This is a genomic window from Spirosoma harenae, assembly GCF_054776975.1.
Genome location: NZ_BAAHBD010000008.1, coordinates 634,005 through 651,018, shown reverse-complemented (window position 1 = coordinate 651,018; position 17,014 = coordinate 634,005). Strand labels below are relative to the sequence as shown.

Here is a 17,014-nt window from a genome sequence, read left to right as displayed (position 1 = left end):
ATGACCCGATTATCATCAATCTCTATACGTATGTACTTCACGGGTTTCGGCGACTGTTTTCTGCTGACATTCCGGTATGATGACCCCCTTGAGAAGCCCAAAAACCTCTGGATCGACTTTGGGGCCCGCGCTGGTAAAGCGGCACGTATGCAGGAAATTGCCCGGCATCTGAAAGACTATCTCATTCAGGAAGGATTCGTGCGGAACGGCAGGCCGTATGTTGACGTACTGGCTATTACGCACGAACATCAGGATCATATATCGGGACTTAAACAGGCGCAGGCTGAACTGGATGGTCTGGATATTGACCAGGTATGGTTTGCCTGGACAGAAGACCCTACCGATGAAATGGCAAAAGCCTGGCGCAAACACAAAAAGAAAACCCGTGAAGCTGTTCAGAAATCCCTTCAGCAGGTACGCCAGGGAGTTGTTCATTTTGCGGACCAGCTTAACCGGTTAAATCAGGTTCAGGATCCTACTCAGACAGGGCAGCGAAAAGCGATCGAACAAAAAATGAATGTAGCCAGCAATCTGGCCCATCGGCTGAATCTGTTGGCGGGTTTTGAATTTGCTGCTGCCGAAGATGATGATAATAAGTTGGATTTTACACTGCACGAAAGCTATAAGATGCTGATAGAGAAGGTGGGCGAATCCAACATCCGCTATTTACGGCCGGGCTATACCGATCCAGCCGAAAAGGTATTTTCGGGGCATGTGATCGGTCAGGGATTAACCAGCCAGCCCAGCCCGACCATCTTTCCGGGGTTAAAGATTTTTGTGTTAGGCCCTCCCCGCGACCTGACCATCATTCGGGCGGGCGAACCCGAGAACTGGCAGCATTCCCTGCGGGCCGATGCATCGACGGCAGACTTTAGTTTCGACCAAAGTGAGTTTCCCAACGCGGACAGTATGGTAAAAAAGGATTTCTGGTATTACGTGCAGAAAGCGCCTTTTGATGAAGAATTTGTGGTGCCTATCGATTGTAAAGCAAAACGGTTGCCGCCCGATGCCGATCTGAACGTAATCGAAAATCCGACATCGGCCAGTCGAAAAATCAACGAATCGTTTGCCCAGCTTACAACAACAAACGCGTTTCAGAACTATTTTAATGAAAAAGACAGCTGGCGCCAGATTGACGACGATTATCTGGGTAGTGCCGACGATTTGGCTATTAAACTCAATACGGGTGTGAACAATACCAGTCTGGTGCTTGCCTTTGAAATTGAACAGACAAATGAAGTTCTTTTCTTTTCGGGCGATGCTGAATTTGGGGTCTGGAAAGATTGGGATACCGATCAGACGAAACGGCCTGGTCAGCGACAATACACCTGGACCTTGCCCGATCCTGCCAGTCGACGGACGCGTACCGTAACCGTGGAGGAACTGATGGCCAACACCATTCTGTACAAAATGGGGCACCACGGCAGTCAGAATGCTACGCCTAATACTCGTGGTCTTGCCAAGTTGAGCAATCCGCATCTGCACTGCATGATTCCGGTAGATCAAGCGAAAGCAAAAACGTTTGAATGGTTTGATATTCCTTTTAAAGATATATTAACAACACTCGACAATCGCGGGATACCATATATTCGGGCTGATGAAAGTAAGCAGGCAAATCTCGACCTTGCCAATAGTCGCCAACGCCCTTTACCTTCAGGAAGCCAGGTTGAGTGGGCAATTGATACGCAAAACAGTTTATATGTAGACTGGACCTTGACGATACCCCAAATCCCCTGAACCGAATACGCTCCAATCAATCACTTAAAAACTACCCGGAAACGCCTTTCCTGTTTTCAGGTCGCGTAACGGAAACGAATGGAGCCTATGTCGGAAAACAGAACTTTGCACCCTATACACGGTTGATCGGCTTGGTTTACCAGTTGTCATAAGCATTTTGATTGATGATAAACAGAAGCGACTACGTTGCTTGAGTATAAATAGATGAATTGACTGAATTTTCGGTCAATTCATTATCACTACTAACTAATAGGCTATTATTATTCGATGTGTAAATTCATGTAGGTTTGCAGCAAGAACTATTGGTTCTACCAACGAGTTCTGCAATTGAGTGTGCTTTATTTATGGGGTACAACCTTTTTCAAAACCATCATGAGTAATCTGACAACCACGGATCTGATCAGCCTTTTTCCGGCTGATTCCTCACAAATTCCCGCCGATTACCGAATCGAACCCATCCACCAGCGTGAGTACCTGCTGAATGGGGAAATGCGTCAATGGAATGGGCCGGTTTCCGAAGTTTATTCGCCTGTTTGCATTCCTGATGCCAATGGTACATTACAACGGCAACTGGTCGGTAGTTTTCCGGTCACAGGGCCTGAAGAAGCAATTGAAGCATTAAAAGCCGCTGTGGCTGCCTACGATAATGGTCGGGGAGAGTGGCCGCAAATGGCGGTTGCGGATCGAATTGCCTGTATGGAGACCTTCGTGGGGAAGATGCTGGAGCAGAAGAAGATTGTTGTAAACCTGATCATGTGGGAGATTGGTAAAAACATTGCCGACGCTACTAAAGAGTTCGACCGGACGGTAAAATACATTTACGATACCATCGATACGCTCAAAAATATGGATCGGAACTCGTCGCGGTTCCGGATGGAAGAAGGAATTATTGGGCAAATTCGGCGATCTCCGCTGGGTGTTGTGCTGGCAATGGGGCCGTTTAACTACCCGCTCAACGAGACCTATACAACGCTGATTCCGGCTATTTTGATGGGAAATACGATCTTGTTCAAAACACCGAAACACGGTTCATTGCTTCATTATCCACTACTCGAAGCGTTCCGAACCAGCTTTCCGAAAGGAGTCGTTAACTCTCTCTATGGCCGTGGGGCGAATGTTGTACCACCAGTCATGCAATCGGGCAAAGTGAACGTACTGACGTTGATTGGCTCCAGCCGGGTGGCCGACGAATTACAGCGCCAACATCCGAAACTCAACCGGCTACGATCGATTATGAGCTTAGATGCTAAAAATGCTGCCATTATCTTACCTGATGCCGATTTGGATGTTGCTGTAAGTGAGTGCCTGCTTGGATCGCTTTCTTTCAATGGACAACGCTGTACTGCCATCAAAATCATTTGGGCGCATCAGACGATTGTCGACGAATTCCTGAAACGTTTTAGTGCTGCCGTGAACAAACTGAAACCGGGCATGCCGTGGACACAGGGAGCGCAGATTACTCCTTTACCTGAACCGACGAAGACACAATATTTAGCCGAAATTATAGCTGATGCAGAAGCCGGTGGCGCGTCGATTGTGAACGAAGGTGGTGGAGAAACGGTCGCTTCGTTATTTCAGCCAGCGGTGGTTTATCCCGTACACGAAGGAATGCGGCTATATCGGGAAGAGCAGTTTGGCCCGGTAATTCCAGTTGTTCCCTACACGGATGAAGAGGAATTTATACAATATTTGATCACCGATGATCATGGCATGCAGGCCAGTATTTTTGGCACCGATACGAATGCGATTGCTGAACTGATTGACCCACTCGTCAATTTGGTGAGCCGGGTAAATATCAATGCCCAATGCCAGCGTGGGCCAGATACGTTTCCGTTCACCGGCCGGAAAGATTCTGCGGAAGGAACGCTTTCTGTCGAAGATGCGCTTCGGTCATTTTCGATTCGTTCCGCAGTGGCTACGAAAGATACCAGTACGAACAAAACCATTCTGAATGAGATTGTTCGGGAGCATAAGTCGGAGTTTCTGAGTACAAACTATATTTTCTAATCTATCCTTTTAAACCTGTCAGGTTAGTAAAATCTGACAGGTTTTATTATGCTCACCGCTACAAAACTTACAAAAGTCTACGCTGATGTCGTTGCCGTTCGGAATGTGTCTCTTACGTTGGAACCAGGCCGAATTATGGCACTTGTTGGCGCCAGTGGTTCGGGAAAGAGTACATTGCTGAACCTATTAGCCGGTTTGATTGATACCGATTCGGGTGAAGTTCAGTTGAATGGGGAACATGTCGAAGGACCTTCGGAGAAACTGATACCGGGCCATGAGGCTATTCGACTTGTGCATCAGGAGTATCAACTGATGCCAAATGTATCGGTGCGGGAAAATATCGCGTATGCCTTACGCTTCTTTGAAAAATCGTATCGTGATTTTCGCGTAGACCAGCTACTAAAACTTTGCCGGTTGACCGATGTTCAGGATCGAATTCCACGGCAGGTTTCGGGCGGAGAAAAGCAACGTACCGCCATTGCCCGCGCCATTGCCGACAAACCTGCTATTTTATTACTGGATGAACCATTCAGTCACCTGGACTTGCCAAATCGGCTGATTGTCCGTGACTTATTGTTCGATCTGGTTCGTCACGAAAGTACATCCTGCCTGTTCGTCACGCACGACGCCACTGATGCACTCTCTATTGCGGATACATTGGGAATCTTACGGGATGGAAAACTCATTCAATTCGGATCGCCAGAGACGGTGTATCGACAACCAACAACAGCTTATGCCGCACGCATGACAGGCCCGGTTAATATCTTTAAAGCAAAACATTTATCCGTTTTAGGGCTATCGATTGCTGGAAATTCTGAAGATTTGATTTGCCTGCGTCCAGAGCAAGTTACATTGGATGATGCAGGCGTTCAAGGGGTAGTGAAAGCTGTCTATTTCAAAGGAAGCCACTACGAACTTGACGTCGAATTATCACGCTATGTTTCTATTCGTCTGCTTACCAGAAACACGGATATACGTCCTAATCAGCAAGTAGGTATTACTGTCGTAGAAAGCGCAGTATGGTGGCTAAAAAGCTAACTTTTCATAACTATTCGTATCTGCGCCGGTTTGGTTAAAACAACAAACCAGTACACGTTATGAAATCTAGTGATGATCCTGGCAAAGATGAGCCAAATGGAAAAGCTGACGTTCTTGTTAGTGAAAAAACGGAAGATGTAGAACCAACGGGAGTCGATGATAAGTCGACAGGTATGGGCGACGAAGGTGATAATGATTACCTAGCAAAAACAAATAAGGAAAATAAAGACTAGTCAATAGTCAGAAGTCGATAGGGGCTGGCGCAAGAATACTATTTTCGCGCCAGCCCCTATCGACTTCTGACTATTGACTTTAGTTCTATAACAGCCGTTTGATCAACTGCTCAACGGAAATACCTTCGGCTTCGGCTTTGAAGTTGCGAACGACACGGTGACGAAGAATTGGCAGAGCAACCGCCTTTACATCCTCAATATCGGGTGAGTATTTACCCGTCAGCAGCGCATTGCATTTAGCCGCCAGAATTAATGCCTGAGAGGCCCGTGGACCTGCTCCCCACTCTAAATATTGGTTGGCGTCTGAAGCTGCCTTATCGGTATTGGGTCTTGTTTTATGAACAAGCGTAACGGCGTATTCAACGACATTATCGACTACTGGAACCCGACGTACCAAATGCTGAAACTCGCGAATTTCGTCACCTGTGATCACCCGTTGAACGTCGTATTTCTTATCCGAAGTCGTGTTTTTGACGATATCTAACTCCGATTGATACGATGGATAATCCAGATATATATTGAACATAAAGCGGTCTAACTGTGCTTCTGGAAGCGGGTATGTTCCTTCCTGTTCAATTGGATTTTGGGTGGCCAGTACAAAAAACGGACGGCCAAGATTGTATTTCTGACCGGCAATGGTCACAGCATACTCCTGCATGGCTTCGAGCAGGGCTGATTGGGTTTTGGGCGGAGTCCGGTTGATTTCGTCAGCCAGAATGATATTGGCGAAAACAGGTCCTTTGATGAACTTGAAGTTTCGTTCCTGGTCGAGGGTTTCGGAGCCAAGAATATCGGATGGCATGAGGTCGGGTGTGAACTGAATCCGGTTAAAATCCAGATCGAGCGCGCTGGCAATGGTCTGAATCAGGAGTGTTTTCGCCAGTCCTGGTACCCCAACCAGCAGACAGTGCCCCTGACAAAAGATAGCCGTTAACAGCAACCGAACGGTCTCATCCTGACCAATTACGACTTTAGATATTTCACTTTTAAGCTTTTGATAGGAATTGGTAAGGGCTTCTGCAGCCGCAACATCTGATGAATAAGGCACAGTAAAAAAGGTTAAGTATTAGTGATGAACGATGAGTGATGGGAGATAAGTGATGAGTCATAACTGCTAGCGGCAGCCCACTCAACACTTATCTCTCATCACTCATCACTAGTTTAATTTCCCCCTCCGCCGGTGTTAGCAGCACTATTCTGGGTAGTGCCGAATATTCGACAGCTATGGAACTCAGGGTCGACGGTAATATACACATCGGCAATGGATTTCCGAAACCAGTCATCAATTGCTCGATTTTTCTTATTCTGAAGGACTATATTCTGTAGTTTCTCGAAGTCTTTTGTGTAATCAGCTGTGTGCGGAACGATCTTACTTTTATAGTACAGAATCCGCATCGCACTTTTACCATCTTCTGTACGATAGGGCAATGGCTTCGAAATGGAACCGACTTGCATCGTATCGAGCATTTGGAACAAGGAATATTCCATACTGCCATCCATCTCTAAGCGGGAAGCGCCAGACTGAGGATCACGGAGCAAACCACCTGCGTCGGCGGTAGCTTTGTCTTCGGAATACTCTTTAGCCGCTTTATCGAACTTCAGCGAATCAATTTGAATCAGATTGCGCAGGCTATCCAGATAATGCGTTGGACCTGTCAGATCCAGTCGGTTGTAGTCGGGCCGGAGTAGAATATGCCGAGCATGGTATTCAGTACCCCGAGTTTCAATCAATTGAATCAAGTGCAAACCAAATTCCGATTCAACCACATCCGACATTTCGTTCGGTTTTAGCTTCAGGGCAGCTCCTTCAAAAGGCGCTACCATCATACCCCGTTTGGCGAATCCCAGATCTCCATTACGTTCAGCAGAACTAACATCTTCGGAGTTCTCTTTTGCCAGTTTACCAAAATCTTCGCCGTTTTCAACCCGTTTTTTGAGGTCAAGCAACCGTTGACGTAGTGCCTCTTTCTGTTCTTTAGTTGGTTTGGCAAATCGAACAATCTGACCCACTTCGACTTCGGCTGGCATATAAGGAAGACTGTCTTTCGGAATCGCATCAAAAAACTTACGAACTTCACGAGGGGTCAGCTTTACGTCGTTTGTGATTTTGCTCTGCATTTTCTGAACGACCTTCTGATCTTTCACCTGCGTCCGAAGTTCGCTTTTAAGCATTTCCAGACTTTTGCCATACGCTTCAACGATGTTCTTTTCGGAACCAAACTGCTGCACCATGTACTGCATTCGGGTGTCGAGTTCGTTGTCTACAATCTTATCATCGACCACAACCGAGTCAATATCAGCCTTGGCAAGCATCATTTTATTGACAACCAGACTTTCGAGTAATTGACATTTTTGAGGAGGGGTCTGATTCTGACCTACATACGATTGATAAGCCTCTTCGAGGTCTGACCGGAGTACGTAGTAATTATCGACTTTCGCGATTATTTTGTTCAGGCTAATGCCCTGTCCCTGCCCGAAAGAGGGAGCGGTCAGAAAACTGACCGACAAAAGAAAGAGCACACCGCAGATTACTTTTTTCATATTCTCAAATATACGCACAGAACCGCAAGTGGCCTGTTTTTTAAGAAATTTTAAACTTGATTACTTCGCTAGCTTTTGAATTTCGGACTCATTCACTTTCACTGGATAGGTTTGCCGAAGTTGTGCTATCCATTGTTTTTCAAGAACGGCCTGATATTCATTGATAACCGTACCACGAGCTTCTGCGAAGGTTTTGGCCCGTGCGGGTTCAATCCGGCGGATAATAATGCCAATGGATTTGCCGCTTTTGTGTTGAGTCGTTGTGCCTACCTTCCACTGGTCGATGGCATCGATGTAGGTATTGGTTCCTTCGGCATAAATACCTTCTGTGAGGGTAATGGCTGGCTCACCGTTGGTGGATGGGTTCTTGCTATTAATGATTTTAATTAGGTCGTCTTTAGAGTTGCTGAAATATTGAAAGGTGACGTTTCGCTGAGCCTCCTTGGTAACCCCCGGTCTGGCGCCCTGATAATCCTTCTCCATAATCCGACTCAGCGTAATTCCATTTTTCTGTAAATACGTGACGATGTTTCGAATGCGACCTGCTGATACGGTGTCCGTTTCTGTTGCGTCGTGTGAGCCAGATACCTCGATAACATAACTGGGATTATGGCTCATAACGACTATAATATCAAAAAGACTCTCCCGTAGGGCAGGCGTTAGGGCTGTCTGATTTTTAGCAAAAGTTAGTGGGGCTGCCGAACGTCGAAGCTGATAGGGTAGCTTATTATTGAGCGCGGTGATTGCCTGTTTTAGTAGTGAGTCATTCTGGGCTACTACAATTGTTGCTACGGCTCGTTCAGGAAAGGTGTATTTCGCTTTATTCTGTTCAAAATACCGTCTTTGCCCCGTAGAATCGACCATTGAGCGTTCCCACACGTTTTGCTCCATTACCTGCGAGAGTAGCACACCATCACGAATGTCGGCCAGCAGGGCCCGGAACTCAGGTGATTTTTTGTCCAGATTCGATTCTTCTGTTGTCATTAGTTGGTCCCCAACAAACCGATCGAATAGGCGACGCATCGCCACGGTTGGCGAGCCTGCTGTTGGACGCTCTATGGGGGCGGATGCTGCTATGGCCGGATTGCGGGGCGGTTGTTGCCGTTGGGCGACATAACCAAAAAACTGATTTACCGTGTAGGGCTGACGAGCAATTGTAACAATCGTCTTGCTTTGCAAGGCTGGATCGAGGGGCTCTTTAAATTTCCATTGGCCCCGTAAAAGGCTGCTGTCGGCTTTGGCTAAAGAACTGTTGAGCAACGATTGGTCGATCTCAACAGGGTATTCATTTCGCAGACGCTGTAACGCAAATTTTCGTAATACTTCAGCTCGACTATCCGTTGTTACACGCTGTCGTAGCGCCGGAGCCATCGCTTCGTAAGGCTCCAGACCTTTACGTTCGATGAGTTTGATAATGTGCCAGCCATAATTTGTACGGACTGGTTGCGTGTAATCGCCTGTTTTGACCAATGAAAAAGCGGCATCTTCAAAGGCCGGTACCCAACGACCCGGTTCAAAAATGGGCAAAATACCCCCCTTGGTTTTCGAGGTTACATCATCCGATACTTCCTGGCAAACTACATCAAATGACTCACCCTTTTGCAAACGGGCGTAGGCTGCATCAATACGTTCCTGAGCGGCTTTCTGTCCGTTTTCATCAGCACCGGGACTCATGCGAACCAGAATATGCGCCACCCGGGCGCGGCCACGACTAGTTCTGCGATTATTTACTTTGATCAGATGGTAGCCGTACCTGGTTCGGATCGGCTGAGAAATGCCATTGACGGGCGTTGTGTAGATCGCTGTTTCAAGTGGATAAACAACGCCAAATGCGGTAACATAGCCAAGGCTACCACCATTTTGAGCCGTTGACACATCTTGGGAGTTCTCACGGGCAAGTTGGGTGAAATCGGTTCCAGAAACGGCTTGCTTGCGAAGAGAAACTATTTTCTGGTAAGCTGCCAACGTATCGACAGGAGCCGCATCTTCCGATACGGCAATCAGAATATGCGAGGCATTGACATCTTCCTGCATGCGCTGATACGCTTCCGCTGCCATCGACTCAACCTGTACTTTATCCGTTAGATACGTCTGCGCCAGTTGTTTACGATAAGTAGCAATCTCTTCCCGGAACGCTTCGGTTGTATCGCGACCTTCTGCTTCTGCAGCCAGTACTTTTAGTTTCAGATTTGTATAAAGATCGAAGTATTCTTTAACGTCGGTGCGTTGTGCAGAATCGGCAGATAGCTGATTTTTAGTGAACGATTGGAAGAAATCGTCAGTCGTAAAGCTTTTATTCCCCAGGGTTAAAATAACGGGTTTCGGGGGAGAGGCTTGTTGAACAACGGGTGCGGTTGTTTTGCAAGCCGTTATAAAAATGGCTAGCAAAAGACCGCCAGTGAAATGGCGCATAGCGTCGGAAAAGTAAATGTAGACTTAATTCTAAAAGACGTAGTAGTGAAACAGATATGTTAACAAAATCATTCGCCCTAGCATAAGGAACGATTCTCGTTGGTCGGTTATTGGCGAACTGGCTGGATTTTCACGGTTTTTAACAGCACGTCATACTCTAGGCGATAGTCGAACGCATCGTTCATATTTTTTCCGGTGAAGATCGTAGGGACATGCACCAGTTTTTGTTTGGACTTTCGAAAATCGGCTTCTTTGAGTTCCACACTGCTTTGGCCCAGTAAATCGTCGTCATCGAGTTTGTCCAGTAATTGCAACCCAACGCCCGACGCAACCAGTCCTGCCGAAACATATTTCAGTGGGGTTAATGCTTCTGTAACCGTGAGTAATATGCCAATCGGAATAGCAACGATGTTATGAATCTTCTGAATTTTCGCCATCGTTTCTTTCGCCCGCGTATAATCATCGACCTCGATCAGAACAAGTGATGCAACAATCCGCCCGTTTCTCGGCAACTCTAGATTGATTGGTTTAGCTGTACTAATCTGCTCATTTCCTGTTGCCTGTAAATTAATAAGTTGATCTTTTTGAACCGTAACGACGCCCCAACCCCCGTTTACCACAGCTACGGGTTTATTTTGAGTATCATAGCTGGTCAGCGAATAGGCCATCATCAGTTCATCCCGACGACTTACCGTCTCCTCCAGATTAACCGCCCTCAGCGAACGCGGCACCAGCTCTGCCGTAAGCGCAGGCTGAGGAGCGCAGCTTATCTGAAGCAGGATTACGCTGATTAAACTGATTTTGAGGATTTTGTTTAGCTGCTTTACAATCATACTATCGATTTATTCAGTTGCTGATTTGAGATGACTTATTATATGATTACTTGAAACCAAAAGGCTTCTCATCCAGCTTTACATAAAGCAAAATCATAGTTGGTCAGTTTAATCAGATAAATCCCGGTTCCTGTTGGCTCAGGCAGTGGAAACTCCCTAATCCCCAGACAATATCGGTCGAATCAATACCAATAATCTTTCGATCAGGAAAACAGGTGCCAATAATATCTAAGGCTTGCTGATCTTTTGCGCATCGGAACGTTGGAACAATAACCGCTCCGTTGGTAATCAGGAAATTCGCGTACGAAGCGGGCAGCCGTAGTCCATCACTTTCTACCGGATCAGGCATTGGCAATTCAACAATGTTCAATTGCTTACCATTAAGTAACCGCATCTGTTTCAGCTCATGATGGATTTCCTGAAGAAACGGATAGTTAGCATCACCAGAATTGGATTCATAGGCCGCAATCACCGTATCTTCATTCACAAAACGGACGGTGTCGTCGATATGACCATCAGTATCGTCCCCAACAATACCTTCTTCAACCCAGAGGACCTGCTGAACGCCGTAATAATCGCAGAGGTATTTTTCAATCTGAACTTGCGTCAGATGACTATTGCGGTTTTGATTGAGCAGACAGGCTCGACTGGTAAGTACCGTTCCGGCTCCGTTGAATTCTACAGAACCACCTTCCATAACGATGCCGGGGGTTACATAATCCAGCTTACGATAATGCGCAATTTCAACCGGAATCAGATTATCGCGATCGAAAGGTGGATATTTCCCTCCCCAGGCATTATAGCCCCAATTGACGATCATCCGTTCGCCCTTTTCTGGGTTGATCAGAAATGCCGGACCATGATCGCGACACCAGGAATCGTTGGTTGGGTGGGGGAGTAGAGTAATACGGCTCATATCCGCGTCAGCAGCCAGTAACCGCAGTTTAGCTGCCTGAATTACTACCTCATTATGCGCATTGATACAGACCTGCTCGCTTTCTGAAATCGCTTTGATAAAGTCGATATAGGCGGGGAACATCAGTTCCTGTCGCTCCTTAGTCCAGGAAGCTTCAGTATGTGGCCAACTTAGCCATGTTGCAATGTGAGGATGCCATTCAGGGGGAAAGAAAAAGCCTTCCTGGGCGGGAGTTAAAGACATTTAGTCGGTATAATTTAGGGTTGAGTTGCCGATTCAATCAACGGTTGTATATTCGGCCGAGCATTATAGACACACCTGCAAAAATACACAAAATATGCTGTTCAACAGGCAACCCTGGTGGTTTGGCGTGATTGTCCTACTCCTAATTTGGGCAACAAAAAGCGTCGCTCAACCCAATTCAAAACCTTTATCGGAACCATTCTGGCATCCAATTTATAAGCCAACGGCTACGGATCTTCCATCTACATATTATACCCAACCGGATCCCTACGGATATGAAAACTTCGACCAATTGCTTCAAAAGGCAAAAGAGGGGCAAAAGATAGAAGCTTTAGTTGTCACTAAAGAGGCTTGTCAAGGGGGAAATATGGCAGTTTTGAGCCAATTGAAATCGGTTCGTCAGTTGAATTTAAGTGGGTTAACAACTGGGCAAACGGATTCACTATTTCAGTTTATTCAGAACTGGCCATCCCTGGAACGCCTGACTATTTTTGAGTATCTGCCAATAGTCAATAAACCAGAAACGGGACGCCTGGTAACCGCACCTGTCCATATTCAGCGATTACCTAAGTTGACAGAAATTCGACTTAATGGGGACTATCGGCAGTGGCAGCAGACAATTGAAAGTCTACCTATGTTGAGAAGCCTTAGCCTTGATCAGATTAGTTCAATCGCCACAAACCCAACCGTACTTGATTTAAGCAAATTAAGCCAACTGGAGCAATTGAAGATCAGTGGTCAAAACTGGATTGTCAAACCAACGTTGTTCAGTAATCTAAAACAATTGCGTGACTTATCGCTCGTTGGTGTAAAGGTTGATACCGCTACTTTTCAGCAGACGATCAATGGGCTTACTGGCTTGAAGGTAATGACCTTAGATAATATCCGGCAGTTACAGAAATTGAATCTGAGCAAACTAACGAGCCTGAATGAGCTTTACCTATATAATAACCTGGAACTGACAGTCGATGCCAGCGATTTTATCAATCTATCGAATCTGGAACGACTGTCAATTACCATCAATCAACCGTTTGATTTGTCGGGCATATGCGCATTGACTCATTTGCAGTCGCTGAGGGTTTCGGGACGGGGAATGCCAATGAAAATTCCAGATTGTCTCGGCCAACTGAGCCTATTAACGGACTTACGTATTGCGAACCTGAAACTGGACCGACTGCCAGCAACGCTAGGCTCGTTGCGCCATCTGAAAAAGCTGGATGTCAGTTATTGTGGAGTAGATTCGCTACCATCGGAGATTAGCCAATTAGCCGAACTGGAAGATCTCAATCTGGGTGGAAATAAACTTAGACAATTGCCTAACCTCAGACAAATTCGTGCACTGAGAGTATTGGATGTTAACGGAAATCAGCTAACTGCTTTGCCGGATGATATAGGGCAATTGATTCAATTGACTTCGTTGAATGTGTCCCGAAATAAATTGGCTCAACTGCCCGGATCTCTGAATCGTTTGACATCGTTACGAACATTGAGTCTGGAAAACAACCAGTTGGAGCGGTTGCCCGACGACTTAGGCAGGCTTCATAAGTTGCATCATTTGTCGCTGATTAATAACCAGTTACGAGAATTGCCGAATAGTATTGGTCAACTGGATTCACTAACGAGTTTAGCGATAGGCAATAACCGCCTGAAGAGCCTGCCGAATAGCCTGGGGCAACTGCATAACCTGACAGATTTGAACATTGGTACTAATGAGCTGACTACATTGCCAGCCACTATTGGAAGCCTCTCGAAGCTGGTGCGACTAGCCATTGAGCCGAACCCAATTGCCGAATTACCCCCGTCAATTTGTGAACTGCGAAATCTGGAATCACTCTCGATCATGGGAACCCAGATCCGCCTTCTGCCAGACAACATTGGTGCGTTAACCAAACTACAACGGGCTATGCTGAATGATAATGAGCTAATAGCTCTACCCAATAGCATAGGCCGGTGGCAAAGCCTGATGAGCCTTTCGTTAGATCGCAATAAACTGGAAGGATTACCTAATTCTATCGGTCGATTAATGAAACTGAATGTTCTGAGAATCACAGGGAAAGAAAAGGTTGTCGAAGGGGCTACCGGAGGCATACAACAACTTCCCGATAGCCTGATTTACTGTTCTAATTTATGGGATGTAACTATTGAGCGGCAACCCCAATTCGATGCTGATGATGCATTAACAAAACTTGCCCGATTGAAGAGACTATTCTCACTGCATCTTAGTGAATGCAATATTAGCCACCTGCCCAATCTATCCTGGAAAGATGTCAATTGGGGAATGCTGATGCTGGACCAAAATCTGTTGACTGAGTTACCCGTTGGTATACTGGATGCGCCTAAACTAAATACAGTTTCGTTATGGAATAATCGCCTTCCAGAAGCGCTGAATCAAAGTTTTCATGATAAAGAAGCCTTGCGGGTTGCTTTTGTAAATACTGGATTATTGCCTTTGGAAAGTCTGCGTAAACCCAATCGGAAGGTAACTACAGCTTATCAACAACTGGCTAATCAGAAAGCCAGAACGCGTGACTGGTCGGGAGCGATGAGCGATATCGAAAAAGCCATCGAGTATGCGCCGGATACCATTCTTGCCTTGCCATACGCACATCGGGCGAGTATGCACTTTTTCCGGAAAGAATATGCCGAAGCATTAGCTGATTACAATAAAGCCATTGAATATGCTCCGCAACTCCGTAAGGATAAGGGTGCAGACCCAGAGGTTGTTAATCGAAATCTAGCCACTTATTGGCAGCAGAAAGCTGCTATTCTGAATATGACGGGAAAGCAGGCAGATGCATTTATGGCTATAATCCAGGCCGAGCGTTTTTTGCCATTGGTTGATATGAGCCCTTTGAGTGGTATAGTTTACACCGAAAAAGGGCGATACCTGGCCTTGACTGGAAAACAGGCAGAGGCCGATTCCAGCTTCAGTAAAGCCATGAGTCTCTACGAAAAACTAACCTATGCCGAGCCGGGAATTCGCCTGACTGTTGTTGAACTTGGTCTATTGACCGGTAAGTACGATCGGGCAAAATCGGCCATCAACAACTTGCCAGCCAACCAAATGCGGGATGGCTACGCGACACTGAAAGAATATCTGACGGCCTGTCTGGCTATTCTCCAGAACGAACAAACCGGAGCTCAGGCTACCACCCAATTTTCGGATTATTTAGCCAAACATCCTGCTAAAGTGTTTGGCTGGAGCTTTGATTTGTTTGATAATTGGCTGAACAAAGCCAAACTGGCACCTGAGAAAGTAACGGCTCTCCGCCAGCTGACCGATGCGGTCAAAGAGCGATTAGTGAAGCCTTAAGCAGCGAATTATATAATCAGTTTCTGGACAGCTTCCGGCGTCAGCTGGGTAAAATCGTCAATGATAAGTGCTACACCTGTATCGACAAGTTCGTCGTGGGTGTGCGTTGTGGCGAGTCCAATGACTGTCATTCCTGCGCTAAGGCCTGCTTCAATGCCTGCCAAAGCATCTTCAAATACGACACAGCGGCCTGGGCTAACTCCCACACATTCAGCGGCTGTCAGGTAAATTTCCGGATCGGGCTTACCTCGGTGAATCATGCTGGCGTCTATGATGGCATTGAAATAAGGACGTAACGACAAGCCATCGAGTGTGAAGCGAACGTTGCTTTCGGGAGCCGACGTGCCGACTGCCATTGGAATTTGATGCGCTTTCAATGCATCTAAAAATGGTAATAAACCTGCTGTAGGCTGGAGATGCGGACGATATAGTTCGCGATAAATAGCTTCTTTTTCTTCAGTCAAAACAATCAGTTCGCCAAGCGAAATAGGACGCTGGAAAACATACGCCATCGCATCGGCCGAAACATGCCCATTAATATGTTCCAGATATTGCTCTTTTGTTAAAGGAAATCCATGTTTCTGAGCAAATTGTAGCCAGGCATTAATGTGAAATTCGGTATTGGCAATCAATACGCCATCCATGTCAAAGAGGGCGGCAAACGGAGCATTTGACATAAAAAGAACAAAAATGGAGCCGTAAATACGGCTCCAGGTATATCAATTAACTAGGTTCATCAGAGGGTAAAGTTGGCAACACATCACCCGCCAGTACGGCTGCTTCGTGAAGTAACTCTGTAGCAACCAGTTCATCGGTTACGGTTTCAATATGTTCGTCAAATGCCTGCAAACCCGCATCATCGGAGAGATTAGTTTTACGCATTCCCATCAAAAAACGCCCTACGTAAAGCAGATTGAGCGAAAAACGGAGTTCTGGTAAAGTACTGCTATAACGTGTTTGAGGTTCGACTTGCATACAGGTAGGCAACACAAATGAAACCTTTTTGGGTTCGGCAAAATGCAATTGGTTGCGTTTAAAGAGGTTTTATCTTCAGATTTCGGAAATAAATAGGCGCACCAGCATGTTTTCCCTGTAAACCAATGTAGCCATGAAGCGGTAAATCGGCGGGGGGCTTGCTGAGCCATTCGGGCACTGGCGAACCATCGGGATTGGTTTTGGCCGATGTAAATTTCGTGAGGTCGATGGTATTGACTAACTGATTGTTCAGGACGATGTAAATCATTTTTCCCTGACACGTAATCGTGTAGCGATTCCACTCGCCCGGCTTTTTAACGACTTGTTGTTTCGTAGCGGCCTGATGGCCGAAAAAAGCACCACACTGCCAGGTTTTAGGCGAATCCGCCCACTGTTTGGCATAATCGTCGGCAATCTGAATTTCCACTGAATTCGGAATCCAATTTGTTGTATCGCTGGCATGCACAACAACTCCGCTGTTGGTGCCATCGGCTGTTTTAAAGAATAAATCCAGAATAAAATCGTCGTAAGGGATGGCCGTCCAGATGGTTTTGTCAGCTGAAGCCGTTAAAGCGCCTTCGTCATCGAATGTCCAGACACCTTTAGGAAAAGTTGCCTCTGAAAGATCAGGCCCAAACAGCGATTTCCATCCGGCTCCGCTTGGATTTGGATGACCTTTCGGAGGGGCGATTGGAGCCGGGTTTTGGGCAAAAAGATTCGTGAATAAACTAAGTGATACTAAAATACACAGGATGAGCTTAGGCAT

General features: G+C 46.3%; 13 protein-coding genes. 5 read left to right on the top strand and 8 right to left on the bottom strand.

From position 1 onward, the window contains the following. From ACYVE4_RS11020 to ACYVE4_RS11005, 4 genes are all read left to right on the top strand, one after another. Positions 1–1,737, top strand: coding sequence for a ComEC/Rec2 family competence protein (locus ACYVE4_RS11020; RefSeq protein WP_461039842.1), 1,737 nt, complete (start codon positions 1–3; stop codon positions 1,735–1,737). 372 nt (positions 1,738–2,109) lie between these two features. Then, the gene (locus ACYVE4_RS11015; protein WP_461039840.1) at positions 2,110–3,744 is read left to right on the top strand and encodes an NADP-dependent glyceraldehyde-3-phosphate dehydrogenase; all 1,635 of its coding nucleotides are present in this window, start codon (positions 2,110–2,112) and stop codon (positions 3,742–3,744) included. Between the two features lie 48 nt (positions 3,745–3,792). Continuing rightward, positions 3,793–4,782 (top strand): ABC transporter ATP-binding protein, encoded by a 990-nt coding sequence (locus ACYVE4_RS11010; protein ID WP_461039839.1) that lies wholly within the window; start codon positions 3,793–3,795, stop codon positions 4,780–4,782. A 59-nt stretch (positions 4,783–4,841) separates the two neighbouring features. Continuing rightward, positions 4,842–5,015, top strand: coding sequence for a hypothetical protein (locus ACYVE4_RS11005; protein WP_461039837.1), 174 nt, complete (start codon positions 4,842–4,844; stop codon positions 5,013–5,015). Positions 5,016–5,100: 85 nt separating this feature from the next. Here ACYVE4_RS11005 and ACYVE4_RS11000 read toward each other — a convergent pair whose 3' ends face one another. The 5 genes from ACYVE4_RS11000 to ACYVE4_RS10980 form a co-directional block, all read right to left on the bottom strand. Further along, complete coding sequence (locus tag ACYVE4_RS11000; RefSeq protein WP_461039835.1) at positions 5,101–6,063, bottom strand: AAA family ATPase; 963 nt, start codon at positions 6,061–6,063, stop codon at positions 5,101–5,103. Positions 6,064–6,176: 113 nt separating this feature from the next. Next, positions 6,177–7,556 carry a peptidylprolyl isomerase gene (locus ACYVE4_RS10995; protein ID WP_461039833.1) on the bottom strand — a complete coding sequence of 460 codons (1,380 nt, stop codon included), beginning with the start codon at positions 7,554–7,556 and terminating at the stop codon, positions 6,177–6,179. Positions 7,557–7,616: 60 nt separating this feature from the next. Continuing rightward, entirely contained in the window at positions 7,617–9,968 is a 2,352-nt protein-coding gene (locus ACYVE4_RS10990) for a peptidylprolyl isomerase (RefSeq protein WP_461039832.1), read from the bottom strand. 107 nt (positions 9,969–10,075) lie between these two features. Beyond that, entirely contained in the window at positions 10,076–10,801 is a 726-nt protein-coding gene (locus ACYVE4_RS10985; protein WP_461039831.1) for a hypothetical protein, read from the bottom strand. Between the two features lie 112 nt (positions 10,802–10,913). Then, positions 10,914–11,960, bottom strand: coding sequence for an agmatine deiminase family protein (locus ACYVE4_RS10980; protein WP_461039830.1), 1,047 nt, complete (start codon positions 11,958–11,960; stop codon positions 10,914–10,916). A gap of 94 nt (positions 11,961–12,054) precedes the next feature. Between ACYVE4_RS10980 and ACYVE4_RS10975 the strand changes: the two genes are divergently transcribed. Beyond that, positions 12,055–15,273 (top strand): leucine-rich repeat domain-containing protein, encoded by a 3,219-nt coding sequence (locus ACYVE4_RS10975; protein WP_461039829.1) that lies wholly within the window; start codon positions 12,055–12,057, stop codon positions 15,271–15,273. Between the two features lie 8 nt (positions 15,274–15,281). Here ACYVE4_RS10975 and ACYVE4_RS10970 read toward each other — a convergent pair whose 3' ends face one another. From ACYVE4_RS10970 to ACYVE4_RS10960, 3 genes are read right to left on the bottom strand one after another with little or no spacing between them, the layout of a single operon-like run. Next, entirely contained in the window at positions 15,282–15,950 is a 669-nt protein-coding gene (locus tag ACYVE4_RS10970; RefSeq protein WP_461039828.1) for an HAD family hydrolase, read from the bottom strand. A gap of 46 nt (positions 15,951–15,996) precedes the next feature. Continuing rightward, positions 15,997–16,248 (bottom strand): hypothetical protein, encoded by a 252-nt coding sequence (locus ACYVE4_RS10965; protein WP_461039827.1) that lies wholly within the window; start codon positions 16,246–16,248, stop codon positions 15,997–15,999. 58 nt (positions 16,249–16,306) lie between these two features. Next, positions 16,307–17,014, bottom strand: coding sequence for a 3-keto-disaccharide hydrolase (locus ACYVE4_RS10960; protein WP_461039826.1), 708 nt, complete (start codon positions 17,012–17,014; stop codon positions 16,307–16,309).